37 protein-coding genes are annotated in these 25,532 nt (G+C 34.5%); 5 read left to right on the forward strand and 32 right to left on the reverse strand.

The annotated features are described in order from the left end of the window. Positions 1-2: 2 nt before the first annotated feature. Positions 3-968 (reverse strand): TRAFAC clade GTPase domain-containing protein, encoded by a 966-nt coding sequence (locus G3A47_RS01635; RefSeq protein WP_166919790.1) that lies wholly within the window; start codon positions 966-968, stop codon positions 3-5. 2 nt (positions 969-970) lie between these two features. Beyond that, positions 971-2,233 carry a GTPase-associated system all-helical protein GASH gene (locus G3A47_RS01640; protein WP_166919792.1) on the reverse strand — a complete coding sequence of 421 codons (1,263 nt, stop codon included), beginning with the start codon at positions 2,231-2,233 and terminating at the stop codon, positions 971-973. A gap of 885 nt (positions 2,234-3,118) precedes the next feature. Between G3A47_RS01640 and G3A47_RS01645 the strand changes: the two genes are divergently transcribed. Then, positions 3,119-4,294, forward strand: a complete 1,176-nt coding sequence (locus tag G3A47_RS01645; RefSeq protein ID WP_166919794.1) for a tyrosine-type recombinase/integrase — start codon at positions 3,119-3,121, stop codon at positions 4,292-4,294. 362 nt (positions 4,295-4,656) lie between these two features. On the opposite strand, the gene G3A47_RS01650 is transcribed toward G3A47_RS01645, so the two are convergent. The 18 genes from G3A47_RS01650 to G3A47_RS01735 all read right to left on the reverse strand — a co-directional run bounded on the left by G3A47_RS01650 (position 4,657) and on the right by G3A47_RS01735 (position 15,093). Then, complete coding sequence (locus tag G3A47_RS01650; RefSeq protein ID WP_166919795.1) at positions 4,657-5,496, reverse strand: hypothetical protein; 840 nt, start codon at positions 5,494-5,496, stop codon at positions 4,657-4,659. Between the two features lie 5 nt (positions 5,497-5,501). Then, positions 5,502-5,702 carry a hypothetical protein gene (locus tag G3A47_RS01655; RefSeq protein WP_166919797.1) on the reverse strand — a complete coding sequence of 67 codons (201 nt, stop codon included), beginning with the start codon at positions 5,700-5,702 and terminating at the stop codon, positions 5,502-5,504. Between the two features lie 100 nt (positions 5,703-5,802). After that, complete coding sequence (locus tag G3A47_RS01660; RefSeq protein ID WP_166919800.1) at positions 5,803-6,942, reverse strand: P-loop NTPase family protein; 1,140 nt, start codon at positions 6,940-6,942, stop codon at positions 5,803-5,805. Position 6,943: 1 nt separating this feature from the next. Continuing rightward, positions 6,944-7,426 carry a hypothetical protein gene (locus G3A47_RS01665; protein ID WP_166919801.1) on the reverse strand — a complete coding sequence of 161 codons (483 nt, stop codon included), beginning with the start codon at positions 7,424-7,426 and terminating at the stop codon, positions 6,944-6,946. Between the two features lie 12 nt (positions 7,427-7,438). Next, positions 7,439-7,993 (reverse strand): hypothetical protein, encoded by a 555-nt coding sequence (locus G3A47_RS01670; RefSeq protein ID WP_166919803.1) that lies wholly within the window; start codon positions 7,991-7,993, stop codon positions 7,439-7,441. Continuing rightward, positions 7,990-8,334 (reverse strand): hypothetical protein, encoded by a 345-nt coding sequence (locus tag G3A47_RS01675; RefSeq protein ID WP_166919805.1) that lies wholly within the window; start codon positions 8,332-8,334, stop codon positions 7,990-7,992. The genes G3A47_RS01670 and G3A47_RS01675 overlap by 4 nt, the downstream gene beginning before the upstream one ends. Further along, complete coding sequence (locus G3A47_RS01680; RefSeq protein WP_166919807.1) at positions 8,331-9,026, reverse strand: glycoside hydrolase family 19 protein; 696 nt, start codon at positions 9,024-9,026, stop codon at positions 8,331-8,333. Before G3A47_RS01680 ends, G3A47_RS01675 begins: the two co-directional genes overlap by 4 nt. A gap of 102 nt (positions 9,027-9,128) precedes the next feature. Next, positions 9,129-9,767 (reverse strand): peptidoglycan-binding domain-containing protein, encoded by a 639-nt coding sequence (locus G3A47_RS01685; RefSeq protein ID WP_166919809.1) that lies wholly within the window; start codon positions 9,765-9,767, stop codon positions 9,129-9,131. Positions 9,768-9,876: 109 nt separating this feature from the next. Further along, positions 9,877-10,302 carry a hypothetical protein gene (locus G3A47_RS01690; protein WP_166919810.1) on the reverse strand — a complete coding sequence of 142 codons (426 nt, stop codon included), beginning with the start codon at positions 10,300-10,302 and terminating at the stop codon, positions 9,877-9,879. After that, positions 10,302-10,781, reverse strand: a complete 480-nt coding sequence (locus G3A47_RS01695) for a hypothetical protein (RefSeq protein ID WP_166919812.1) — start codon at positions 10,779-10,781, stop codon at positions 10,302-10,304. The genes G3A47_RS01690 and G3A47_RS01695 overlap by 1 nt, the downstream gene beginning before the upstream one ends. A gap of 12 nt (positions 10,782-10,793) precedes the next feature. Then, complete coding sequence (locus tag G3A47_RS01700; protein ID WP_166919814.1) at positions 10,794-10,997, reverse strand: hypothetical protein; 204 nt, start codon at positions 10,995-10,997, stop codon at positions 10,794-10,796. Further along, positions 10,985-11,758, reverse strand: a complete 774-nt coding sequence (locus G3A47_RS01705) for a hypothetical protein (RefSeq protein ID WP_166919816.1) — start codon at positions 11,756-11,758, stop codon at positions 10,985-10,987. Before G3A47_RS01705 ends, G3A47_RS01700 begins: the two co-directional genes overlap by 13 nt. Next, a complete protein-coding gene (locus tag G3A47_RS01710; RefSeq protein ID WP_166919818.1) occupies positions 11,746-12,105 on the reverse strand; it encodes a hypothetical protein in 360 nt (119 codons plus the stop codon). Before G3A47_RS01710 ends, G3A47_RS01705 begins: the two co-directional genes overlap by 13 nt. Positions 12,106-12,119: 14 nt before the next feature. After that, positions 12,120-12,485, reverse strand: coding sequence for a hypothetical protein (locus tag G3A47_RS01715; RefSeq protein WP_166919820.1), 366 nt, complete (start codon positions 12,483-12,485; stop codon positions 12,120-12,122). Between the two features lie 78 nt (positions 12,486-12,563). Beyond that, positions 12,564-13,130 (reverse strand): hypothetical protein, encoded by a 567-nt coding sequence (locus G3A47_RS01720; RefSeq protein WP_166919822.1) that lies wholly within the window; start codon positions 13,128-13,130, stop codon positions 12,564-12,566. Positions 13,131-13,190: 60 nt separating this feature from the next. Beyond that, positions 13,191-13,814, reverse strand: coding sequence for a hypothetical protein (locus tag G3A47_RS01725; protein ID WP_166919824.1), 624 nt, complete (start codon positions 13,812-13,814; stop codon positions 13,191-13,193). Positions 13,815-13,834: 20 nt separating this feature from the next. Then, a complete protein-coding gene (locus tag G3A47_RS01730) occupies positions 13,835-14,377 on the reverse strand; it encodes a hypothetical protein (RefSeq protein ID WP_166919826.1) in 543 nt (180 codons plus the stop codon). A gap of 14 nt (positions 14,378-14,391) precedes the next feature. Next, on the reverse strand, positions 14,392-15,093 hold the full coding sequence (locus G3A47_RS01735; protein WP_166919828.1) for a hypothetical protein: 702 nt from the start codon (positions 15,091-15,093) through the stop codon (positions 14,392-14,394). 481 nt (positions 15,094-15,574) lie between these two features. Here G3A47_RS01735 and G3A47_RS01740 point away from each other — a divergent pair, with 481 nt between their 5' ends. Together G3A47_RS01740 and G3A47_RS01745 are read left to right on the forward strand one after the other, a co-directional pair. Beyond that, complete coding sequence (locus G3A47_RS01740) at positions 15,575-17,023, forward strand: hypothetical protein (protein ID WP_166919830.1); 1,449 nt, start codon at positions 15,575-15,577, stop codon at positions 17,021-17,023. Positions 17,024-17,036: 13 nt separating this feature from the next. Continuing rightward, the gene (locus G3A47_RS01745) at positions 17,037-17,636 is read left to right on the forward strand and encodes a DUF6705 family protein (protein WP_166919832.1); all 600 of its coding nucleotides are present in this window, start codon (positions 17,037-17,039) and stop codon (positions 17,634-17,636) included. A 323-nt stretch (positions 17,637-17,959) separates the two neighbouring features. Here G3A47_RS01745 and G3A47_RS01750 read toward each other — a convergent pair whose 3' ends face one another. The 9 genes from G3A47_RS01750 to G3A47_RS01790 form a co-directional block, all read right to left on the reverse strand. Further along, positions 17,960-18,274, reverse strand: a complete 315-nt coding sequence (locus G3A47_RS01750; protein WP_166919834.1) for a hypothetical protein — start codon at positions 18,272-18,274, stop codon at positions 17,960-17,962. A 61-nt stretch (positions 18,275-18,335) separates the two neighbouring features. Further along, positions 18,336-18,614 (reverse strand): hypothetical protein, encoded by a 279-nt coding sequence (locus G3A47_RS01755; protein WP_166919836.1) that lies wholly within the window; start codon positions 18,612-18,614, stop codon positions 18,336-18,338. Between the two features lie 96 nt (positions 18,615-18,710). Next, the gene (locus tag G3A47_RS01760; protein WP_166919838.1) at positions 18,711-18,950 is read right to left on the reverse strand and encodes a hypothetical protein; all 240 of its coding nucleotides are present in this window, start codon (positions 18,948-18,950) and stop codon (positions 18,711-18,713) included. Between the two features lie 11 nt (positions 18,951-18,961). Next, positions 18,962-19,204 carry a hypothetical protein gene (locus G3A47_RS01765; protein ID WP_166919840.1) on the reverse strand — a complete coding sequence of 81 codons (243 nt, stop codon included), beginning with the start codon at positions 19,202-19,204 and terminating at the stop codon, positions 18,962-18,964. Between the two features lie 28 nt (positions 19,205-19,232). Beyond that, on the reverse strand, positions 19,233-19,397 hold the full coding sequence (locus tag G3A47_RS01770) for a hypothetical protein (RefSeq protein WP_166919842.1): 165 nt from the start codon (positions 19,395-19,397) through the stop codon (positions 19,233-19,235). An 11-nt stretch (positions 19,398-19,408) separates the two neighbouring features. Then, positions 19,409-22,366, reverse strand: a complete 2,958-nt coding sequence (locus tag G3A47_RS01775) for a primase-helicase family protein (RefSeq protein ID WP_166919844.1) — start codon at positions 22,364-22,366, stop codon at positions 19,409-19,411. A gap of 124 nt (positions 22,367-22,490) precedes the next feature. Continuing rightward, on the reverse strand, positions 22,491-22,661 hold the full coding sequence (locus G3A47_RS01780; protein WP_166919846.1) for a hypothetical protein: 171 nt from the start codon (positions 22,659-22,661) through the stop codon (positions 22,491-22,493). Next, a complete protein-coding gene (locus G3A47_RS01785) occupies positions 22,661-22,903 on the reverse strand; it encodes a hypothetical protein (RefSeq protein WP_166919848.1) in 243 nt (80 codons plus the stop codon). The genes G3A47_RS01780 and G3A47_RS01785 overlap by 1 nt, the downstream gene beginning before the upstream one ends. Positions 22,904-23,093: 190 nt before the next feature. Beyond that, positions 23,094-23,459, reverse strand: a complete 366-nt coding sequence (locus G3A47_RS01790; protein ID WP_208328330.1) for a hypothetical protein — start codon at positions 23,457-23,459, stop codon at positions 23,094-23,096. A gap of 179 nt (positions 23,460-23,638) precedes the next feature. Between G3A47_RS01790 and G3A47_RS01795 the strand changes: the two genes are divergently transcribed. Further along, a complete protein-coding gene (locus G3A47_RS01795; RefSeq protein ID WP_166919850.1) occupies positions 23,639-23,782 on the forward strand; it encodes a hypothetical protein in 144 nt (47 codons plus the stop codon). A gap of 47 nt (positions 23,783-23,829) precedes the next feature. Here the strand turns inward: G3A47_RS01795 and G3A47_RS01800 are convergent, their stop codons facing one another. The 3 genes from G3A47_RS01800 to G3A47_RS01810 are packed head-to-tail and all read right to left on the reverse strand — an operon-like array spanning position 23,830 to position 24,957. Next, positions 23,830-24,138, reverse strand: coding sequence for a hypothetical protein (locus G3A47_RS01800; RefSeq protein ID WP_166919852.1), 309 nt, complete (start codon positions 24,136-24,138; stop codon positions 23,830-23,832). Positions 24,139-24,147: 9 nt separating this feature from the next. Continuing rightward, a complete protein-coding gene (locus tag G3A47_RS01805; protein ID WP_166919854.1) occupies positions 24,148-24,498 on the reverse strand; it encodes a hypothetical protein in 351 nt (116 codons plus the stop codon). Between the two features lie 12 nt (positions 24,499-24,510). Then, a complete protein-coding gene (locus tag G3A47_RS01810) occupies positions 24,511-24,957 on the reverse strand; it encodes a hypothetical protein (protein ID WP_166919856.1) in 447 nt (148 codons plus the stop codon). Between the two features lie 170 nt (positions 24,958-25,127). Here G3A47_RS01810 and G3A47_RS01815 point away from each other — a divergent pair, with 170 nt between their 5' ends. Further along, entirely contained in the window at positions 25,128-25,511 is a 384-nt protein-coding gene (locus G3A47_RS01815) for a hypothetical protein (protein ID WP_166919858.1), read from the forward strand. Positions 25,512-25,532 lie beyond the last annotated feature (21 nt).

Consider the following 25,532-nt stretch of genomic DNA (forward strand, 5'->3'; position numbering starts at 1 on the left):
AGTTATCGTTTTGAAAGGAACATATCATCTGCGCGGTGCCGATCAACTGCAGGCAATTTATTGACTTGTTTTGATAACGTAGCTAATATCCACGAAATACTTTCAAGTATATTTTGATAAAAGATACCACCTAGACCCTCATGTACACTTGTCTTAAATTCAGAATAATTCTCTATAACTGAATTTGTAATATATCCTGAGATTTGCTCTGTAGTCTCTTCATCAAGTTCAATGTCAGACTTCGACCAAATCAGTCCAAATGGTCGACTTCCCAGATTCTGTTTTATTCTGTCCGAAACCTGCCTTATCTGTCTGCGGGCTTTACCAAGACCTTCTCCGGCCAGCATTTCACAATCCGAAAATAAGAGAAATGCATCTCCATTTTGATGAATCCAAGTCGCTCCTTCGGCATTTGGGTCATTTTGATTAATAGTCCAACTATCAAACCATTCACCAGGGGCATCTGTAAATACCAGCTCCTTTTTTTCTCCAGCGCTATTTCTTAAAGAAAGATGCAGCAGACCTGGAACCCTACCTGAATTACCGCTGGTATGAGGAGGGAATTGAATATTATTATTTTGTTTCCAGCTTAGATACCATGCAATATTTTCCCATCCACTTAAAGTTAATGAACCAGAAAACTGATAATCGCCTATTTTGTGGCCGTTCCTTAGTAGACAATACAAAGTTGCCAGGAATGTTGTTTTTCCCGCACTTGCAACACCTGTGATGCCAATTAGGATTACTTTGGAGGTCGAGGACAAAAAGTTTAGGTCCTGCATTCCAAAGGTATTTCCTGTCCAGGGAATACGCAGAAAGTACTCCGAATCAATTTCCTCAGTGCTTTCAATTTCTTCCGTATTGGAACTCTTTTTATAATGCAGGCACTCTTTTAAAACTTCACAACCTTCATAATTGCATCCTGTTTCTTCAGGATAACAATCTTCCTTGCTACAATTTCCAGCCATTGCTAAAGGGTAGTTAAATGTTGTGCCATAAAATCATTCAATACAATTACAGCAATATCATTGAGGGATACTATTTCTGCCTCATCAACTCCTGTATATTGCTTAAATGTATCAACTGTGGTTTTTCCTGCGAAAAGCAAACCAAAATAATCTGATAAAGAAATTCTTCTAGCTATACTATCTACATCCCTAAAATGATCTTTTAGTGTAGCCTTGTGTTCAGTAGTACTACTAAAATTAAGGATTTCAGAGAATGGTCTTTTCTCATCTGCTGTATCTTCTAATATTAATATAGTGTCTCTCAATAAAAAATTGACACTAACAGGAACAATTGCTGGTAACTGCTGATAAAGGTCACCTGCCATCACGAAAGGCTGAATGTATTTATCAATTGTTCTGTAGCTGTTCTCTAATGAAGTAGAATATAAAGTTTCTTTCCACCAAAGTAATTTACTTCTTCTTTCTACAGCCTGGATTGATGTAAATGAAGCTTTTAAAGTTTTGTCAAGAGATGTCTTAAAATCTGTAAAGAATTTATTTATTGGGGTTTCAATCGAAGTTGGAGATAAGCCATCAGCAAAAGATTTAAAAGTAGCCATCAAAAGATCTTCAATAGCGTTAGTTGCATTTTCTGCAAAGTGAGTTGACCACTGATCTGGATGATGTACAGGTTGATAGCCATCAGGAGAATTACTCGCAGCAACTTTGAGTTGCGCTTTCAAACTAGTGCTATCAATCTTAACTTCATTGAATTTCAATCCGCTAACTTTTAATGCGGAGATTTTTAATTCTGGTAGTTCCGTTGTTAATGACCATTCATTAACTGCATGCTTTTCTGCTATATTTCCAAGTTCATATAGCATTTTTTCAATAATATCTTTTTCTCTGCCTAATTTTGCATAAGGATAAAAATTCGCACCTGTTAAATATATAATTCTCGCTATAAAGGCATCTTGACTTCCAAGGTCATCCAATGCACATAATATAACGGCTCTCAATAAGGGAATAGGCCTTTCAGTAAACTTAGAACGCAATGCTTTCCAATGTTCTGATACTATTGCTTCAGTTTCAACTAGAACGGGTTCAGTATCTGAAATCGAAGGATCTAAAGCAACTAAAGTATAATTAATAAGTAAACCTTTGTTTGCTTCCAATTTAGTACGCAAATCTTCTATTGACTTTGTAATATGTATCAGTCTTTCATCACTATCCCCTAAATCCAAAAGTCCAGCCTGAAGAAAAGGCTGTAACAACTTACTTTCCATATTTTATTTTTTTTCTTTTTTGTAATTGACTTTTTGTAATTCCATTTCTAAGAAAATATACCATTACCTAATATACTGTGCTTAGCCATTTTTAAAATTATTTTAATTAAGATAAATATTATCTTTTCATTTATTTTTTATTTAAGGGAAACCTTATTTTAAATATTTAACAAACTATTTCAAATATATTAATTAAAACGACATCGCTTAATACGTATTTATACCTGTTTACTTAAATTATTATTATAATACATACTTTTTTTTAAAGATTTAAACAACAAATTACCACGCAGCCATTTATTTTGATCAAATACAAAAAATGTTTAAACCGCTTCGTGATAAATTAGAGCATTTGGAAAAAACTTATTGAGAGAAAATCTATTACTAGAGAAAATCAAAATGAACTGCTTAAAATTTAACAAGCATCAAAACTTTTAACTTACTTGGTATCCAAAATCTACAGATAAGTATATAAAATAGAAATTCCAACCTATAAAAAAGAAAAAAACACAAACATGAGTTAATGAAATTGATTAAATCGGACCAAGTAAAAACTCATTGAGAAATCCAAAAGTGCGCCATAATAACTATAAAAAATGGTACTTTAAAAAGCTAATATTTCCTAAATTTTATATATTTGTATTATACTATTGAGAGTCCGATTTTTAAAAACGGACCTATAGGTGTACCTAAGCTTACAAAGGACTGAAAACACCAGTAATTGCTGGGATCTAGATATTGGTTGCGGTACCTCTTTCTCCGCTGAAAAACCCGCAACCCTTACAAACATTAGGCTTAGCGGGTTTTTTCTTTTAAACCCTGTGTCAAAAATGTGACACCTCTATTTGGTTCAAAAAACACTGTTTTTTAGAGCTAAATAAAAAAATGCAAAATCTCAAAGAAACCTCTCCTTCACGTAAAAATGCAGCAATTGCATTTGTAGATTACAAACCTGCAGAACTAAGAACTTGTAAGACTTGGATAATTGTTTATTATGCCAGAAATCCAACAACGAACGAAATGGAACGATTCCGTAATCGTGTTCCAGTACTAAAAAACTTGCGAGAACGAAAAGAATACGCCCAAAAAATAGTATTTGAACTAAACGAAAAGCTCAAGAATGGATGGCTACCTTTTTATGAAGTCTCAGATATAAAGGAATTTAAAACAACATCTTACTGCGTGGATTTGTACATAGAATATCTCGAAAAAGATTTTAATGCAAACGAAAAAAGATACGACACCCTGCGATCTTATAAAAATGTAACAAAAAAATTCTATGCCTATCTGTTAGAAAAAGAACCAAAAACGAAATTAATCTTAGAAATAAAAAAAGATATCATTGTTCGCTATTTAGATTATCTCTTTTATGCTAAAGAAGTTAAAGCCGTTACATACAATAATAACCTTATTCTTTTAGGTATATTCTTTAAATGGTGCGTTGAACGTGGATATCTAAAAAATAATCCAACAGAAGGGATTTTAAAGAAGAAAAAGCAACCTAAAGTTAGGCAAGTACTAAATGCAGAAGTTAAAGCCAAACTCAAAGCATACGGAGAAAACAATACAGCTTTTTACGCTGCCTGTATGCTTGCTTACTATTGCTACATACGAACTACGGAGCTGACTAAAATAAAAGTGCGTGACGTTAAATTGTTTGATGGCTATATAATATTGCATGGTAGTAACACCAAAAATAAGAAAGATGAAGCAGTTACCATTCCAAATCAATTAGTGAAATTGTTAGCCATTCATTTAGAAAAAGCCAACAATCAGGATTACCTTTTTGGTTATGATAATTTCGCATCCGGAACAAAGCAGTTAACAGCTAAAAAAATTACGGGTAAATGGAATAATTTTAGAACAAAACACAAGGTGGCAAGCATATATCAATTTTATTCTTTAAAAGACACAGGCATTACGGATTTGCTCAATAGCGGTGTTCCTGCTATAAAAGTGCGAGATCAAGCCCGTCACTATGATTTAAAAATTACTGAAGGATACACCTCACGAAATAAATCTTGTGATGAAACGGTTAGGAATTCTAATTTTAATTTTTAGCACACACCAAGGGCGGGTATAGAAAAAAAATGTAAACATTATAAACAATTGATTTTTTAACAACAACGCACTAACAAACAACACATTAACATGTTTACAAGTCGTTTACAAACTGTTATTTTAGCAATTTTTATTTATAAACTCGAATGGAAAAATTTATAAACATTGAAGGGATTAGGGTAAAAAAACGTTTCTCCCATAAAGCTAATGCAAAAACAAATGTAGATTTTTCTCAATCAGATCCTTTGTTCCGGATTTTCCTGGCACGCAAAATAATCTACATTTGAAAAAACATAAAAAAACCGTCACAAAACTTTTGCGACGGTTTCTAACCAAAATTAACTAACTATAATTATCAAAACCTATTCAGGGGTATATTGAGGAATAAACATTACTTCAGCGTTATACATAGGTGTTTTTATAACCAGCCCGTTATTAATACCAACAGCATCATTTTGTTTGAGAAAATAGCATCCTGTTGGATGATTGGGATTAACCTGAGGTCGCCCAAAACATTTATCATGTACAAAGAGCTCATTTGTCCTCACGTCTAAAAGAAAATCAACAGTTAACATTTTCTGACCGTTTTCGGTTGGTATATTGGACAATTCGGGCTTAAATGCAATATACATATCCATAAAACGGGTATAATCCCAGAAAGAGCAAATTTTAGGGTTATCACCGTAGAAGTTGACAAAAGGCTTTTTCTTTCTGTTATCAAATGTTTCATTGACCACTACTTTAGATTGATACTCCATAACATTTGGATCAAATAAAAAAGAGCATCGCACAATATAAGGGTTCTCTTCCTGCAGAAAATAACTCCCATCGCACAAATAAGGGTTAACATACTTATGCAAATAAGCAGGTGTTGGAAAATCCTTTATAAATACTTCCTGTACAGCTGGTGCAGTTGATTGATAGAAAAAAAGCGTTGATAACTTCGTTAGAAATTCATTGAAACTCGAAGCTTCAATAACAGGATCACACAGCTCGCAATTTATTTGTTTATAATCCAGTACTAAAGGATTCTCTCCAAAGATAGAATTCGACTGAATTTTGAACTTGTCTTTACTCTCAGGGATTATCAGTAGATTCTGAGCAGGATTAAAAGAAGTAATCAGCGTATTATCCAATTTCTTGAGTAATACATTGCCGTTACTTTCCTTTATGAATTTTATGATTCTTTTATCCTCTGACATCTTTTTTACTTTTTAGATTTTGAAGCCTTTTTTACCGTTTTCTTTTTTACGGGCTTGGTCTTTGCAGCTTCTACTTTGACAATTTTACCACCTTTAACATATTTAAAACCTTTTTTTAGTGTTCCATCGGTTTTAAGCCCTGTAGATTTTACAACACTTCTACATACTTTTTTTAATCCTTTTACTGTTTTTTTTGTTACTGCCATGATGTATTGATTTTTGATTGATGATTTATTGAATTGTAGATTTTTTTTAACCGGATCTTCGCCTGCAGCTTTTCCTGGTTCACGAAAAAATCTACTTTTATTAACTTACTGTAAATGATAATTTTTTGTTTTTTGGTGTGGGTTCTGGCGATGCTTCGGGTTCTTCCCGCTGCAGCTTCTTATTGAAAATATTAAATTTTAAAGTGTCAAGAGGTTTACTTTGATAACGGTTCTTATCGGCATAGATGTAATTTTCTCTATAGTCGGATTTCTTTTCGGTAAATAAAACCACATCGGCATCAAACTGACTTTTACTGCCTCCTCTCATTTTGCCGTCTGTGGTTTGCTGAAAAATGACAATAAACAATTTACCGTTGTATTTCTTTCTTAAATCCTTATCCACTTCAAAACCTTTGCACATTTCCTGCATTTTAGAAAAACTATCGATAATGATAACATCGCTGTTTTGTATGAGTTTTTCTAAATCCGAAATACTTTTAATTTCGGGAGCTTCAATGTTTTGCAAAGCCTTTTGATTTAAATATTCTTCCGCTTTAGCATAGTACAAACTACTCTCGGGATGCTCTTCTATACTGGCATGCCCTACTTTGTAATTCTGAGCCAATGCGTTAATAAACTGAAAACACATTCGGGTTTTCATAGAGCCCTGACCGCCAGTTAAAGAGATCACAACACTTTCTTTTTCTTTAATCTCAATTTCTCCAAGAAACTCGGCAATGTCTTTATGCTCTACTTTATAAAAATCAACCTGAGTCGGTTTGTTTGCCATCTTATAAGCGAGAGAATTTTTATTTACCGTTTCTTTTAAGGCTGCAATCTTTGGCTTTGCAATGGGCTTTGCAATGGATTTTACTACAGTTTCTGTTTTTTTAATTGGCGTTGCAATTGGCTTTTTTACTTTTGCAGCTTTAGTCAAACTATCAGACAAATTCAATTGTTTTGTATTCGCTTTTACTTTTGTCTTTCTTTTACGAATCGTTTTTGCAATTACTTTTTTAACGGGTTTGAAAGCCTGTTTTACACCATTAAGCCCATAAGGTTCTACCAGATTGTTAATTTCAATTAGAAAAGTATCATCTGAGAAAGCCTGCAGCACTTTTATAACTCGCTTTGAGATAACGGTATGCTTTTGCTTTTCAGCTCGCATAAGTAAATCTTCGAGTGTTTTTCGGGACACAATGAGTCCGTTAAGGCTGTTAAATTCTTGCGCTAATGTCATTTTAATTAATTTTATGTTCTGCGCCTAAAACACTTACAATAGCTTCAATGCGAATATCACTACTCTTAAAGTTACTTGTAGCCATTGCAGCCAATACATTTACAATGGTGGTTTGCAAATCCATTTGAACCGGAACGTTTGGGATTACAATACTGGAATTAGCGGCAATAGTGATGGCATCGACATTCACGTTTGCGCTTCCGAGCAGCATATTTTTTTTATCGTAAAACAAGATTCGTTTAAGCCTTACAGCGGTGATCTTTGCACTGAAATTCTCTGAGGTAGGATTAGTGAGTTTCAAATCTAAATTGAAAGTGATATAAGGTCTTGCATCATTCCACTTGGCATCCAATTTTTTAAAAGCCACCGGATAGATTCTGACATACTGAAATTGTTCAATTATCTTTTTCACTCTGTGCTGTAAAAAGAAATAACCTGCAATGGCTACTATTCCCGTTCCGATAACTATTTTTTTAAGACTCATTTGCTTGGTTGTTTAAATAAAAATTCGTCCAATTCGCCACGATAGAAACACTAAAAAAGCGCCCCCTAAATACGCTAAGATTTTAACCCAAAAAGGAATAAATTTTACTTGAACATATTCTATAGATTTATCCCCTTTGAGATAGACGTATTCTTTACTTATGGCCGTGGTTTCGTTTTTGGTTTGCGCTATTTTCTGCCACGCTATGATTTGATTCTTTAAGCTATCGTAATAAATCCCCGTCTCATTATCCCCTGATTTTTTAGAAGTGTTCAGTAATTGCAAAACCCGCTCTACTTCTGCTTTGGTAATGCTGTCACATTCGGGTTTAGCGGTTTGAATTTTGGGCACTTGTATTTTTAAAGTGTCATTCACGGCGTTGTTTACAACCGTTATTTTAGTGCTGTCTTTCTTATGAGTAATAACCTTTTCTATAGTACGGTTGTTCTGAATTGGTTTAGAAGCGCAGCCATGCAATAAAATACATAGCGCAAAATAAATAAGCAGAAAAGCTATTACTTTCAGGAACAATTTGAAAGGATTTTGAGGGGTGGTGCTGCTTATCATGATTTCTTTAGTTTAAGTTTTAACATTGTTTTTAAACCATCAAAAAGGCTGCTTATTAACTCCTCTACTTCGCTATGAATAAGGGTTGATAATGAACCGCCCCAAGCGCAGATTACATAAGTAAACATCTTGTTAATGTTTAAATACTGATCGCAAACCGTATAGACGGAGAAGGCAACAAAAAAGCTTATGAAGGCTTCAGCCAGAAACCAACTAAGTCGTGGTTTTTTGCCTTTTTGGATGGCGAAATAGATTTTCATAAAAACCCCTGCCAGTACTACAATGAGGAATAAAAAATAATCCTGATAATATTTAAGTTCGTTTATTATTGTCTTTATCATGTTTGATGTTGTTTATAAGGTGAAAGCCAATTCCAAGCGTAAGTGCGGATGCTATTAAAATCAGGTAGTGGTTTCGCTTTTTTTTTTAATAACTCAATACTGATGTTTTGAGTTCTATAGTGGTTGAATTTTTTAATCCGATCGGTTAGCCCGTTAGTCGCTCCGTTTACTTTTATGGTAATGGTGGTCATTAAATTAGCATCTGCAAGCGGATTTAATTTTTTGTAAACCGAGAAAAACCAAGCTGCACAGTCCACCGCAATAGCTGTTTGAAAAAGTAAATCCGGATTTTTTACCACATCATGCCCCGAGTATCTTCTATAGGCTTCGTAAGTTCCCTTTCCTGTCAATTGAATAAAACCACGCCCTCGGTATCTCCACCCGTCACCACTGGCAATGTTTCCGTTTCCGTTGCGATTGGCATACCCAATATTGGCGATCATTTGTTGATTGGCTTTTTGCGTTGGGGTTCTTCCGTATTTTTTTACTTCGGCAAGAGTTAAACGGGATTTAAACGGACTCGTTGACAAAAGCCCCTCGGGGGTGTAATTCAGATTCTCAACCATTCGGGTAAAATTGCCTGATTCGTGGGCTAACTGAGCTAAAAAGTGGGCTATCCGGAGTGGTGTGTTTATGTTGTATCTCTCAAGAACATTATAAAAAATACGGCTGTTATCTAAAATAAAACTCATTATAAAATCACTTTTTTAGGGGTTACTTGGGGTTTTGCCAGTAGGAAAAACAAGCTTGTGAGGGCTACTGCTCCAATGATTAATTTTTCTGTTGTTCCCATCTTAGTAGGTTTTTACGGCAGAAGCATTCACAAAATAATACGTGCCATCACGGTTGATTAAATACTGAGCGCCTACTTTAGCACCCACAAAAACGCCAATGTGCTGGCCATAATCAAAAGTTCCTCCGATAAAGGGTTTTGTTCCGGTGTTGAAATACAAACCGCTTGCCGTTTTCTTGGCGTTGTACAGGCTAACGTTATTCTGACTAGCCATTAGTTTTTGTCCTTTTCGGGGCAGGGTGAGCACAATAGGTACGGCATCGAATACCTTTTTTAAATTGGTCTTAGCTTTGGAATAAGCGTTAAGGCTAATTCTCGAAACTCCTTTTTTGCTTTGCAGGGCTGTTTGGGTAATGCTACCGAAAACCCCGTCTATAGTAACTCCTAAAAGGCGTTGCAACTCTCGGACTTCAACTCCTTTACTGCCTTTAGCCAGTACTTTGTTTTTGTTTAAAACAGCTCCGGTACTTGGAACTTCAATTGGGATATCTGCAGGGATTGTGGTTTCGGGTTCCGGTATATCGGTTAAGAGCTCGTCTTGTTTTTGCTTTTGTTTTTTCCTCCAATACAAATAACCTATACCGCCAACGGCTACCAGTCCAACCCCAATAAGTACTTTATCTTCATTTTTCACGTTCATGCTTTCCTTTTTTAATTGTAGATTTTTTTTAACCGGATCTGCAGCTGCAGTTTTTCCTGGCACGCAAAAAAATCTACTTTTTGATTTGTTATTTTTGCCGTGTGCCCTTTTAGAGATAGAGCGGGAATTTCTTTCTTAGCAATTTGTAATCAGCGCTGTTTAATTCCTCTTTGAGCCATGTTTTAAGCGGCAATTTAGTTCCGCCAATGGTGTTGTAACCTAAAATGCGATTGTAGTTTTTGATTCCAAAAACTTTATTAATAAGCCCAAACTGCGCCTGTGTCACTCCTGTCAGGGTCTCAAAGATTAAAGTTTCATCCGTGCCATTGTATCGGTTCATTGCCTCATACAACAAAGCGGATTTTTGGCTCGGAGAAAAAACAGGCGTTAAATTAACGTCACCCTCGTCGATATACTTTTTATTACCCCCTAAGAGTGATTTTCCGTTTTTATTGGTTTTGGTGAGCAGGTAAACTCCAAGTCCTAAAATCACTACCGAAACCCCTACAATGATTATTTTCTTTTTGTTTGTCATTAGAAAAATCCTTTTATTAAAAATCGCAATTTGGCAATATCATCTTCTTTAAACTGGTCTTGTAGCCATTCTACTAAATTCATTTTTACCAGAGTAGTGCTCCTGCGTTCTCCAAATTCATTGTAAACCCTGATAAAGCCGTTGTGATTAAGCCCCGTTAAATTATTTTCAACAGTGGCGAAATTGGCTCCGAAACCCAAAAGTGCCGTATAAATGGCTTCTGCTCTTGCTTTTGCTTCTGTTACGCTGATTTTACTAGGTCTATAGTTTGACTTTTCTTCAAGTCTGGAAAATCCTTTGAGCACCTTGTAATAAAAAAGTGTTAAGAGCCCTCCAACTGCTAAAATCTTAAAAAACGTGAGCCCTACGCTGATTCCTTTTCTTGCGCTTTCCTGAGATTGAGCAATCGCCTTTCGTCCTTCGGGGCTAGATAAGACAGTTGCTACAACGGCAGGATTAGCCAGTCCTCTCTTTCTCATCTGCTACGTTTTTTAGTTCGATAAAAAGCCTTTTATCATTGGGAAATTGGTTTTAAGCTGCGTGATCGCTTTGGGGCTTTTGGAGAGTTCAGCCAGTTTGTTAAGCGCTTCGTTGTCGAGCTCAGAGAGTTCAGTAAGCGCTTTAGTTTTTGCTTTTACTTCAAAAGGATTATTTGCTTTTATCTTTAGTGTAATTGGTGTTTCTATGCTTCCCATAACTGGTGTTTTTTTAATAATTGTGCTAATTCGCTTGAAAATTGGGTGTTGGTATTCAGTCCGTTTGTAATACTTTCTAACACGCCCACAACGGTATCGTCAATGCTTTGCAAAGCCGTTGCAAAGTTTTGTTTGGCTTCGCTTGAGTACTGTTCCATTGGCGCAGCAAGACCCACAGCAGGAGAAACACCTTTAAAGGCAGCTAATAAAGCGGGGGCATTTTGTACAGCTCCCTGTACTGCTCCCCACAAACCGCTTTCTTTGTCTGCGTTGTACTTAGATAGTAGTTGCTCTTCTCTAATGTCTTCATACTTCTTTTTGTATTCCTTGTTTTCCGCTTTTAGTGTTTCTACTTCAGTAAACAATCTTGAAGCATCATTTTTAGCTACCATCAAATTCATAATATCAAGAGTTCCAAGTCCAAAAGAGTTGGAGAACATATCTACTTGCGGTGCTTTGATTTGGGGTAAGTGTTGCACTTGTGGTTGTGGGTCTTGGTTTACTTTTGAAAAATTCACCTCAAAAGGCTGCCCGTTTGTTTTATACGAGCTTCCATTTTTACGCTTCAAAGTCAGGCTTAAACGACGATGCCCTTTTTCAAAGAGTGACTCGAAAAATTCTTCTGCGTTTCCGTGCTCTGCAATGATCTCAGCATGTGTTTTGTTGCGGAAAAGAAATAAATCAGTATCCAAATCAACAACAGTTACAGCCGAATACGTATCGATGTTCAATTTCTCTATAAGGTTGTCTAATTGCTGCATGTGATGAATTTTTTATAAATGATGTCTATTTCTTTTCTGTTCCAAGTGAAAATTGAAAAATCATTTCCGCCCATACTGTAAGTCAAATCCATAGTAGGATTAGTGTCTACTACTGATGAGTTGTCAATTGACGCAAAACGAATGTTTAATTCTACTTTCGAAAGTGTGCCGTCGGGAGCTACTAGGGTTATTTTTTCCCCGCTTGCAATTTCAAAATCGTTAACAAAGACATTGACAAAACCGCTGTTTATAACCTGCAAAGTGGTTACGTCATCAATTGTAAGTTCTTTGTCTTCTTTTATTTTCAAAAAAACTACTCCGGTGTTTACTCGTATAATGTCTTTCATTTTTTGATCTTATTTTAAGTGCAGCTTCCGGGTTTAATTTTGTACATCAAAATCAAATGAAAATAGGTTTCTTTGTCTACGGCTTTTTTTGTCTTTGCTTTGAACGTGAATGTCTTAGATTCGGTTTCAAACATCAAAGGTTTGTAACTCTCTTCAAATCCTGAACCTTCTCGACGTTTCCAATGGTTGATGTGGGTGGGCTTTGAAAAGGCAGAACCGCTGTCATCCTGAATGCCATATTCTGCAAAATTTTCTATGTCCGTGTGATTGGTATGTAATTCTGCTCCCATGATAAAACCGACATCTAAGGCGGTGGTAAACAAGGCTTCCGTTTCTCCTTGTTTGATTGTTAAATGAATTACTTTTTCTCTAACTGCCATTTTCGTATGTTATTTGAAAAAAGCCGCAACTTGCTTACGGTTAACGGCTTTTTTTATGAATACTAAACCTTTTTTTGATTATCGTTTTGCTTGGTGAACTCTAAATTCGAATCGAACATTTGTATCTTCAGCCGATTGAACAGAAACTCCTTTAGGGTATTCGATCTCAAATTCAAATTCCATGTTAGAACGGATTAAAGGAGAAGTGGAAAGAGGTCTAAAAATTACTGTTTTATCTCCTGTAAGGTCAGTAATTGGCATATCTACCAAAACGTTACCGTCTTGTTTGATTCTAAACTCTGCATTTAAAAATGCGGGGTCAATGAATACGTTTTCATCTCCCTGTAAAGCAGACCAAGTCTCACTTTTTAAATCAGCACTTTTTTTAACGCCTTTTAGCAATCGTATTCCGTCTATGATATAATCACGACCGGCATTTAATTTATTCCCGTCAATGTTGGTAATACCTACCTCACGTTTGGTATTAACATCGACAACACCAACAGTACCCGCCTGCCCTTTAATGGCAACATTCAAATACAGGGTTTTATCTGTTAATTCTACTTGTCCTACTCTTGGAACTCCTCCGTTACTTTTAGCCTTAATTGTCGCTACCGCTGACGCTAATTCTGATCTTCTGCTCATTGTGATTGTTTTTTGATTAATGATTGAAAAGCCTGTTACAGCCTTATTTTAATGTTGCTTTTACTGATTGTACAATTCGTCGTATAACTCTTCTGTTCCATTTAAACCGTGCAGGTCTTCTTCGCCGTATACATCTGCTTCCGCTCCGTTTAAACCGTCATGGTCTTCGTAGAACTCGTCATACTCTCCGTTTAATCCGTTTTGATCGTAAAAAACGTTTCCTTCCTCGTCTACAAAAGCACCATTTAAACCGTCTTGCGAATGGAAAATATTTCCGGCTTCGTCTATGAAAGTACCGTTTAAACCTTGCTCGTCGTATTCGTAAACATGACCGTCACCACCCATAAACTGACCGTTTAATCCCTCATCTGGACAGGCTAAACCGACCACGCCTTTAGCGAATAACGCTCCTTTACCCGTTCCGGTGAATTTGGAACTCAGGTGTTTTTCTGATACTTTTCTAACAGCAATTAAGGCTTGCACTATGGTGCTCCCCATTAATGCTCCTCTTAAAAGATTGTCTTTTGTGCTAATCCCGCTTACTTTTGTTGCACCAAAGGCAGATACACCCGCTAGTACAAAATTCATTAACGGGCTTTCGGATTCTGGTAATAATGTACTCGCACCATTTGACAGCATACCGCCGACAATTCCCCCTCCAATGACTACTACTTCTTTATTCATTTGTGATTGATTTTAATTACTTACTTCTTTTTTGTGGCTAAATAAATACCGCCCCCCACAACTGCTGCGCCCAGTACATACAAAAGAGTATTGTCTTTTTTAGGGGAGACAATAGCGGGTTTTGCTGTAACGGCTTTCACGGGAGTTAATTCGCCTACAGGCTGCTCCGTTACGATACTTTCGGACGATTCCTCTAAAGAACTGCTCTCGTTTTGTCCGGCTGTATCTGTAGGCATTGGGGCGTAGGAGGCAGGAACTAAACTACTCACAGGCTCAACTTGTGGTCGAACAGCGCCTACAATTTTTTTCCCGAAGTTGGTCTTAGAAAGGGCTACACCTTTTCTAACGACTTTGGACTTCGCCACTTTTTTTATCAGTTTTCCTCCTTTTGAGTTCATCACCTTAGATAATACACCTCCACCAACTGGAACAAATCCCGCTGCTATTGGAGCTGCAAACTTGGCGACTTTAACTGCGTTTTTTAAACTCACATTTCTAAGTCTAATTTTTTTCATCCACTTGGGTTTTCCTAATCCCGTGTCTTCTGCATTTATTAGTATCATACTTCCTTGTTTAATTAATTATTCTTTAAAAATAAAGCGCTAAAGAATGCTCCAATTCCTAAGTAAACAGGAAGGTTAGAGCTTTTCTTTGCAACGATTGGGGTTTTCTTTGCAAAGCCTTTGCGATTTGTTTTGGGAGCGTTTAAGCCGTAATGCGGTAAATTAACTTCTGTGTCGTGTGCCATAGTATAAATAGGTTCTCGGTTGGTACTGGTTGTTCCGTCTATGACAAAATAGCCTTGTTTGATATCGCCTGTTTCTTGATTCAGCGGGACAATTACATAAACATGTGTAAACAAATCGGGTCTTAAACTGGGTTGCTTGATTTGCCTAATAAAGTGTCGTATTCCCATATTCACCAGAAAGGAGCTTGCAAAAATGGAATAGGTTTTACAATCTACCCCCTCAGCTCGCTTTTTAAAAGCGCAGGCAGGGCTTCGAAGCATTTGTTCCACACCGTCGGCTTTGTACTGGATATGGTTGTATAAAAACCAGTATATTTTATCACAGGTTTCTTTAAGGGTATTTTGTTGCAAAAGCTTTGCAACTTCCGTTGTCTGATAGTTATACTTGACAACCATTTGTTTTATCATTCTGACCGTATCAAAAGTATTGCCGTTGCCGAGGTTAGTCTTATCACAGCTAACCTCTGGAAACAACGGCTCATACTCCTGACCGCCTAAGATGTTCCTTTGTAACAAGTTATCAATATCCATTTGTCTCGTTTTCGTTCTTGTGTTAGGTTGTTAGGCTTATCGATTACAAATATGCGGAGCTTATTTCGGTACGATTCAGGATTTACAAGGGTAACGGGAGGTTTCATAGCATTGCAAAGCTTTGCAAAGGCTTTGCAATGGTTTTGCAATGGAGCACAAAGACTTGTTACATAAAAGGTTAGAAAATCTACTTTTTAAAATAAAAATCTACTTACAATTGTTTTTGTAGGATAAAATGTATACTTTCGTTTTTTTTTAAGAAAAAACTGTAATGTTAGCCCCATGCCTTACAGAAAATAGTACACAATACTACAATTTTGTAAAAAGTAAGTAGTAATGAGTAATTATTTAAGATTAAAGAATTTGTTGAATAATTACATTAGTAAGATAATTTACGGATGATTTTGAATTAAAAACGGGAACTAACCAAATCCAATTCAGCCCTGCAAAATGCGAAATGAAATGGTAAATAAGCACAAGAATGAAAATTAAAAATGCGATTAAAGCTGTTTTTATTTTTAGTATTGCAATGCTCACGGTCAATTGTGAAACTGAAAAGTTAGCCATTGATGAACAAGCGCATCAAACTAAAACGATCTTATCAGCTAAAAAATGGTTTAAGGAGTATGAATCCAGTGGTAAAAATTATGAATTAGTCCAAAACTTAAATTACGATTGGGCAGAAGCAAACTTTACAAAATCAGAAGACGGTACACCCACTATTATTGTACCTGTTCTGGAACTCAAAAAAGATGAGCGAGAATTTTGGGAACAAAAATTGTATATTTATAAATTAGATGATAACAAGTTTAAAGCTCTTGTGTTTGAAGCGTATTCTAATAAAAATGTGAAACCGGAGAGTCAAGTTGTAGACGGGGGAGATTTTACGGGTTATATGACGGTTTGGGATTTAAAAACGGGTCCGGTGCGAGCTGCTAAATTTGAAAGTAATCATTTAGTTGAAGAGGGAGTTGCTGAATTTTCAATTAATAGAAATATGACAGGTAAAGCTCCACCTGATGCTCCATGTGTTTATGCTGATTTTGGTGATGGTGGATGCGGTGGTTTATCAGGTGGTGATGGTCCGGCAATTCCGCTAAGACCGGTTATTGTAACAGGGCCAAGTACGGGAACTCCGGTGATATATAATCCACGTCCTCCTATACCAACACCAACAGGTGGCGGTACAACTCCGGGCGGTTATACAAATCCGGGTGGTGGAAGCAGCAATGGCGGAACACCTCCACCTCCTGCTACAACTCCTTGTAATCAACTCAAAGGGCTTACAGATGTTCATAAAGCCGGGAATATGAAAATTCATATTGATTGGTTAAAAGGAAAAGTAAAAGCTCCTGTTAATAATGTAGAACATACTGTAGAAGTAGAAAGAAGAATGAATTATGATGCAACATATAGGTACGAATATACTCAGATAACATCGCAAAATGAGTTTAATTCTCCAGCGACGACAGGTGAAAGATATGTTGGTAGTGCACATTCGCATCCCGAAAGAGGGGTTGCAATGTTTTCTTTTCAGGATGTACGACTTTTAAGGGATACTTATGAGCAAGCCGGTTCAGAGATAAAACAGGATACTTTTGTAATGGTTGTTGTTAAAGATAAATCAAACAACGTACATACTTATGCTATAAAAGTAAATGATTTTAATGCATTAAACACCAATGTAAATGCGGTATGGAATAATACCAAATATTCCAGATATAGCACAGAAGGAGAAAAACTTGATAAAATTCATGAAGACCAAGCAATTACATACAGTAAAAGCGATGGAGAACTAGAAAAAAGTTTTCTTCAGCAATTTGCCTCTTTCGGAATATCTATTTACAAAGCAGATGAGTTGCTTACCAAATGGGATAAGTTAGAGATCGATAAAACAGCAAATAAAGCAACCGCAGTACCTTGCGCTTAAACAACAAATAACTATGAAAAACTATTTTAATTTTGCAGTATTCTTTATTCTTTTAAACAGCTGCATGGCTCAAAATCCTGTACGTGATATAATGGACGTATCATTTCCGCCTAACGATAAAGATAAAGGGGTTTATTTTAAAGATACTAAAAATGTACTAAACGGTTATGACGGTACTTACCTTTACACCAATGGCACTAAGTTATTTAAAATAAAACTGCAAAAAAATGTTATGATTAATAATGGCTATAATTATGAAGATTTAATAGTCGGAGAGTACCAATTAATTGAAAACGGAGTTGAAAAAGTTAATACGTTAGACCGGTTAACGTCAACAAGTTTCAATAACAATATAAGCGGCTCACTGGTATTAACTGGCACTAAATGGGGATGTAACGATTGTAGAGCTGATGAAAAGAGATTAAGACTTGGTTTTATCGAAGCGACATCTCCCCATATAGGAGAAATTGAAATTAGAAAGACAACCGTAGGTGGTAAAGATGCCATTTTAGTAAATCTTTGGTATAGCGGACCTATTATTGTTAAAGAAGGTGCTCCAAAGCCAAAGGATGGAGTTGTTAGGGCTGGTGAATATATTATGATAAAACAATAATAATCTAAAATATTAAAATTTCATAAAAAAAGCAGCATTTCAATATTTTGAATGCTGCTTTTTTACTTTAAAAGTTATTTTGACTGAAAATCGATTTTAAGGCGGTTTCTTATTAGAAAGGTATATTTATCCTTCTCGCCCTCTAATACCTTCTTAAAAAGCTTTATTTTAATTTCTTCGTCATTTAAGTAGCCCGAAAGCTTGTTTGCAGAGGTTAATTTTGTATTTTTGATTGGATTTGTTTTGTGATTTTCCAATACACGAATAATAAAGCTGCGATTTATTAAAGCGTTTGTTTGGTTACTAGATTTTACTGCCATCGTTTATAGTATTGTATTTGATAGTTGCTTTTGTAATGCTTTTTCCTTTGCAAAGGATTTGCGATATTCATCCAACTTAATTTTTAATTCCTCCGAAAGTATAAAGCCGTCAGGAACTCCATTGCGGTCAATAAATACAATAGCTTCAAAAGTGGATATGTTTTTAGCAAATAATCTTGCGCCTTCGGTTACATTTTTTCGGGTCTCTTTTAAAATTTCGTGTATTTCTTTTCTAATATAATCGGCTGTAAATTGGCTAATAAATAAATCTTGTAACTGGGCTTTGTTTCTTATATAATTTAAAGTTTTGAGATTCATAAATATTAGGTTTTGAGTAGTTGGTCGATTTGATTTATTGCTCGTTTTTTGATTGATGATTTTATTTTTTTTCTTTTTTCAGGAAGTCACTTAATTCATGTATTTTTTTTGAAGCTGATTTAAAAAAATCAATTTTTAAATTCAGTTGGAAAATTTCTTGTTTTTTGGAATCAATATTTTCATTTAATTTTTCTATTTCTTTTTTTTGTTCCAAATATTTATCCAATGCAAAAAATAATATTTCAGGAGTAGTTTTAAAATTCTGTTCTTTTGCAACCTTCTCAAGTTGTTTTTGTTGTGATGGTGTAAAACTTCGGATGTAAGTACTTTTCTTTATCATGTTGTTATTTTTTTAGTGTAGATTTTTTTTGCTCTGATCCGCAGCTGCAGTTTGTTCCGGAATCGAAATAAATCTACTTTTAGTATTAGTTTATATTTAATAGCCAATTATTAGACCGCCTCCGATATACATAATTGGAATACCGTCTTTTTTTTCCTGTGGTGTCCTAGTAACTGAAACACTAAAATCATGATCGTTTGTGTTTTCATCTCCATAATCCCATGTGGTTAAACTTGTGTATTTTTTGCCGTTTCCTGCAATGGTTATTTTTTCAGGTGGTATATTTTCTAAATCGGTTATGCAAATAGATAACCTGCGTAATCTTGATGTTTTCATAGTTGCAATTTTTATTGTGTTGTGGATTGTTCTTTTTCTTTTACTACTTCAATTTCATCGAAAAGCCCTAACGGCACGTATATCTGATTATGCGTGTACAACTCCCGGAATGTTAGCAAATCTGTTTCCTCTGTAAAATAAAACGGTTGCGTACAAATAGCACCTGTAACAGACTGTTGAAAATAAATTGCACCAATTCTTTTGCGTCCCCATTGGTCGGCGAAATCTTCTTTTTTTGCCTCTCTTAATTTCATAAATACATACGTTGCCATAATGAGAAAATCAGTATAATTGTTGTTCAATTATTTCTTCCAAATCAAAACCGTCTTCATCTTGAAGAATATCGGGATACATTCCATTTGTGTACCATTCAAGTACTATCTTTAGCACCTGATTTCTTGTTAGTCCCAAAATTTCAATTGTGTTGTCATGAATTACTTCTTTCATAATATTTTGTTTTAAAATGGTAAATCGTCTGGGCGTTCGCCTAATTGCAATTCTCTTTCTTTAGGTGTTTTTACTTCAACATCATTGGTTCGCACATAGAAAAATTCAAGAATGTTTCGCTTTCCTTTTTCGTTGGTATGTGGCTTTTTAATTGTTTTTTTATCGGCACTTAAATACTCAACAGGATTGAAAGTCCACTGTTTCATATCGCAATATGCCTGTAAGCTCTTTTTAAAGTTTGTTGCAGTTTTTTTGTACTTTTCGCCCGCATGCAGGGTATAAGCCTTTTGTACTTCGTCACGCAATAAAAATTGATTTAGAGTGCCGTTTACAACTTCTTTAGTCTCGCTATCTTCATCGATCATTGAATACGTAAAATAGCCCTCACACCAGTTCATAAAGTTTTCACCCATTGAAGCCTGAATATTGGTTAAATGAATATTGTTTTGTGGGGCTTGCAATTCATTGTCTCTATTTGACAAATACAACTGACAGCATTCCATTAAGAAAAAGTAAAATTTGTTCCATTGCTTTTCATCCCAATAGCTTGAAAACAAATCTTTATTATTGAAATCATGCGAGATTTTACGCTCTTCATTGTATTTATCAGTTTTTACGTGATAGTAATCTGAAAAAGAAATAAAGAACAAACGTCCCAATGTAGATTGATTAATTTTACCGATACCAAAATTTGAAGTTGCAGCCATTTTTCCCGCATCGTGGAACTCAACATTGTAAGGCTTCTTTGTTTTTGGATTTACAGAAATTGGACCCGTAACCCAGTTATAGAAAAATTCTACGCCTAAATATTGGTCAATATCTTCAATTCGCAAATAATCGTTTTCTTTTGTAAAACCGTCCAGTAAGTGCGAATTTGTAGTAATGTTCTTTGACTTTCCATTGATGTAATAATGATTATTTAATAGCTTATCTATACCATTTAATAAAACTGATTTACCGGAACGCCCGTTACTGTCTTCTTCACTTTCTTTTGGTGCATCATCCATTATGTAAATGAATTTTGCAAAAGATTCTATTTTGTAACGATGTAACAAATAGCCGATGCCAAAGCATTTATTTAAGAAATGCTTTTCCTGTATTAATCGCTCATTCTCTGTCAAACATTCAGCCGAAAGATTAAAGCGGTTTTCATTATGATATTTTTGTTTAGCTTCCTTTAGCTCTTTATTATTTGTAAAATCTCCGAAAGGTTCTTCTAACTCTTTTCTCCAAGACATGCGAGAACCGTTAATTAGATAATTCATAAAGTCGCAATCGTGTTGCAATATTTCTACACGATCATTGCAATTGTCATCTTTGTAGTGTCTAAAACTTGATTTTTCGGCAAAAATAGTTTTATCAACTATCCTGTAATCCCAAACATAATTTTTCAAATCCTTATAAGGTTTCAATTCGATACCATCTTTAGAAATAGTTGCAAATTGATTTTTATAAAAGAATGTTTGAGTTTCTTCTGTATAGTTTTTGAAATCCAAAACTATTTTATCCATCGATAAAAGCTTTGTTTCATTGAATTGGTCGGTATTTTTAATAAGGTCAATTACCTCAATTGGCTGTCCTTTTTCGATAAGGTACATTTCAGAAAATTTACGAATATCGTTCGGGAAATATTGTTCTACAATATGTTCGTTTATTCGTATAAAAATGAACTCCTGAACTCCCGTTTTTTCAGTGTATTTTTTCTCTGGGTAATACAAATGAAAACCTTTGATTTTAAGGAAATAATGCAAGTAAGAAGTTTTAACAGACCAACGTTTTGTTTTTTCGTGTTTTTCAAAAAATTTCATTTTTAGCGCACCAGTAAGCAGGTTTCCAAACTGGAATTTTACAGCGCTTAAATCGGCTTTTTTGTAGAATTTCATCCAGTCCCTAAAATCCTTTCCGTTGCTACCGAGTTTTTCTTTTGGCAACCAAATACTTTTCATATTCCAAAATTTCTCAGCGACTTCATAGCCGTATTTAACGCCATTTTCGTCAAGGTCAGGAAGATTGTATATGTTTTTACAGATTTCCTTTAACTGGCTGTATTCTGCATAGTTGATTTGCTCACTCTCGGAGTTGTACCAAATCGGATCATAATCTAAACTTGCAACGTTTAGACCATCAGTACCGCCAGAGGCAACAATACAATTAGGTATTTTGTAAGCGTCACGTTCGTCAATTAATCTATTTGTAGTTTTATCGTCTTTTGATTTTTTTATTTGCTTGTTGAAATCATCAATTTTTGCATTGTATTTATTAATAATTCTTTGCAATCCGTAAACGTGTCGAACAGGTTTTTTACCTAAATAACCGTGTTTGAAACTTTTATCCTTAGAAAAAGGTGCATAGGTTTTGCACCATGTTTTTTCAGGCATATAGCAAAAGATCGGGAAACTTTCGGTTGCCGAAACTTTGATGTAATTTTTTTGATTTGTCTTTTTGTTGATGAATATTTTCTCGTAATATTCAACGGTAAAAAAATCATATTCTTTGGCTAATTCAGGCGTAATATAAGTGCCTATTACATCTAGTTGCGTGTGTTCTTTTGTTACAACATTAAACCAATCTAGTGGGCGTTTGTCTTTATCGGCAAGAGTTTTTATTTCAACAGTAGCAGTAAAAAAAGTATTATTTCCGTCAAGGTTAAAAAATTCATACAACATTTTTAGACACGGATAAAAATCTAATCCGCTTTGCTCCATTGCAATTCCGATAGGTGTAAAAAAATCGCCTCCAAAATCCTTGACACGCCAATAATTAACACCAATACTACCCTTTAAGCCTTTATCATTTTTAACTAAATAGCAGGATGCAGTTTTATCTGTGTCCCTGTATCTAAAAGCGTTTTTATCATTTTCTAACGCTTTGCTAAAACCGTCACAGTTGTTCAGATATTTTTTTATAATATCAAGACCATTATCGGTTTTTTCGTAAAGGGTTTCAATGTTAAATTTATAGTTAGCCATGTGGTTTAAAATTGTAGATTTTTTCTGCTCAGATCCTCAGCTGCAGTTTGCCCAGGAATTAAAATAAATCTACTTTTGAGGTTAGGTAAATCTTAAATAGTTATAATAAAGTTGTTTCTGTCACTTACTTTTCTTTGGCTATGGTTGTGTAACAGATTTCTAATATTTGATTGTATAGACTATCTAATTCCGTTTTTTGGTCTGAGGTAAAAATTGGGGAAAGTGGTAAAAGCTCTTTTTGCAATTCAATTCTTTCGACGTAGGTTTTCAATTGTATTGGGGTAAATATTGCCATTATTTCAAAAGTTTATTTAAAATTTCTTTTTGCTTTTTAACCTTTGCAACAAGCTTTGCAATTTCCAATTCGACAGTATCGTTTGGTTGTTTTCCTGACACAATTTTTTGAATAGAACTTGTAGAGTAAATATGCCCGTCTGAGTTATATATATTCTTACTAGATAAATGAGAAATTATTTTTGGAGAATATTGTTTCCCAAGTACCTCAATTATGGTCTGTTTTTGATTGCAGGTTATCATTTATGATGGTATTTCAAATTGAATTGAATAGTTGTGATTTTCGGATAACTCACGGAGATACTTATTTGTAAGATCGTCCGGGATTGGTACATAAATTATTCTTGAACTAGATTGATAGCGATAAATACCCTTTATCATTTGGTGTAATCGGTATCTTCTGTATTTCATCTTATTTATCATGAGACTCCTTTTATTCATTCTTTAATGCTGTCATTTCAGCGTTAGAAGCTTTTTCAATTCTTTCAATATAAATTTGAATACCTCTTACTGTATTTTGGTTTCTAGGATAATCATATTTATTTTTTAAATTGTGATCTAATTCATGATTATATCCTTCACGAATTGCCCAGCGATAACGAAGTATAAGTTTAGAAGTTAGTAAATGCCTGTCTTGGGTCACTTTGTCCACTTTTTCAAGTGCTACAATCATGTACCAGTCGTATTCTAACTTTTCGTAGATAAAAGGAGTTGGTTGTTTTAAAGTGATTGTTTCTATCAGGGTAAACTGTGTTTCACGCTCACGTTTGTAGACTTCATTTTCTTTTACTAAATACATATCAACTGGTTTTAGGTTAATTATCATTATCGCAATCCTTTGATGACTTGTAGATTTTTTTTGCCGGCGCTTCATTCTGCAGAAACTACCGGTTGTTAAAAAAATCTACTTTTTGAAAAAAGAAACCCTTATATTCGCTAAACGCTGCAATGAAGCTTGCGTACTTAACCATTTATTATATGAAAAACGAACCAATCCAAATGAGCGTTTGGAAAGGCAATGCTGTTGTGAATTTCAAGTTTAACGAACCTAACTCTTTACTATTAAGTATTGCAATTGGGCTACTCGCTTATGCTTGTTTAAGTACAAAAAGCATTGCTTAGCGAAATGTGAGGGAGGTAAAACTCCCTCTTTTTAAGGGTTTCATAACTTAATTTTTATTACTTGTACTTGTAAAAAAAGATTCCAAATCTTCATCAGATAATGGTTTGTCCCTCATTTCCCAAATTTGTATACTCCCAAAAAATCCTTTTTTAATAGTGACTTTAAAAAACTTCACCTTTAATCTAAATTCTTTATCTTCCTGAGTGAGATTATTATAGGTTTCATCTTTAACATCTTGTCTTTTATCAGGTCGCTTTTTTCCTAATAGATCATACACCTGTAAGCCAAGACCACCAATTAATAAGTCCATAATTTTAGTATCAGAAGAGTCTTTTTTTTCTTGTAATTTTTCCATAACAAAATTTTATTGTTTGTACTTTTTTTTAAATGGTTTTGATGTTAAGTGCCAATTACTGCACTTATGGCATTCATACGCTCTAATTGGTTTTTTATGCCTTTGGGGATTATTCTTGATTTCAAGTAATTTTTGTTTTGCAATTTTCTGATTAAAATAATCTTGCTTATTGCAAACAGTATTTTCAATAGTTTCAACTTTGTTTTTTATACTGTCAATATTTGCATTTACATATTTCAATAATTCCGGATAGAATGGATTTTGGTTTTCGTAAATAGAAATTAAATACTCTTTCGGTACATTTTTGAGTAATTTAAACTTGAATTTCCCAAGAGTTAAAATTGATTTTTCCGTATACATTGCCACAAAAAATTATTCTATAAAATCTTCTTTGATATCATCATTATTTTCAAAAAAATCTAACATCCTAAATACAGCTAATGCGTCAAATGTGTTTCTTTTTAATTTCCCTATTATTTGCTTTTTATCCAGCAAAACCCCAAAGAAGTCATTGTTTACCTCTTTATCATGAAAGTCATAAATTTCACTATCAATGCACCACAACCAAGTCTTATTAAATTCATTAATCAGTTTTTGATTGTAGTATTTATTGTGTTCTTTAATGAACTTTTGTAATTCATTAATATCTAAATTCAATAATTGACAACGATAACTAACGGGTAATTCCAATAGCTTAAAATAAAAATCTTGAACATTTTTACCTATCGATATAGTATTGCCATCGAACATTTTTAACACCACTGGGAGAGCTTCGCCGTCAATGAATTCTACTTCTAAAATTTCGTTTGTACTTTCCATAATTGGCACTCGTTTTGAATTATAAATTATTGGAGTATTGTACTCCAATAATTTGTAACTTGCAGGTTGGTTTTGATCTGTTTTTAAGCGGATTTCTATCCGCTTTCGATTACAAAGATTACAAACATATTTGAATTATACAAACTTATTTGAATTTATTATTAATGATAATGAATAATTTCTATAGTAGACTAGCACAACTATCTGAACATAAAGGCTTTAAAAGCATTAATAAATTTGCTTTAGATGGATTGAATTATTCGTCTAGCGAAAAATTAAATAGATTAAAGAAAGAAAACACAAACCCATCAGTAGATATTTTACTTGATATTTCAAATAAGTTTGAAGATGTTAGCATTGAATGGCTTTTAACTGGAAAAGGAGCGATGTTACGAGTTGATAATACTAGTACAAAACTTTTGCAATGTGATTGCAACGAAAAAATTAGCGAACTAGAAGACCGAATAAAGTTTTATAAAGAAAAAATAGAATTTGTCGAACGAAAATTAGAGGAGTGCGAAGACGAAAAAAAACGTATCAAAACTATTAGCTAAATGGCTATGTCGTAATTGATT

Origin of the sequence: Flavobacterium poyangense (genome assembly GCF_011751075.1) — a bacterium.
Lineage (GTDB): Bacteria > Bacteroidota > Bacteroidia > Flavobacteriales > Flavobacteriaceae > Flavobacterium > Flavobacterium poyangense.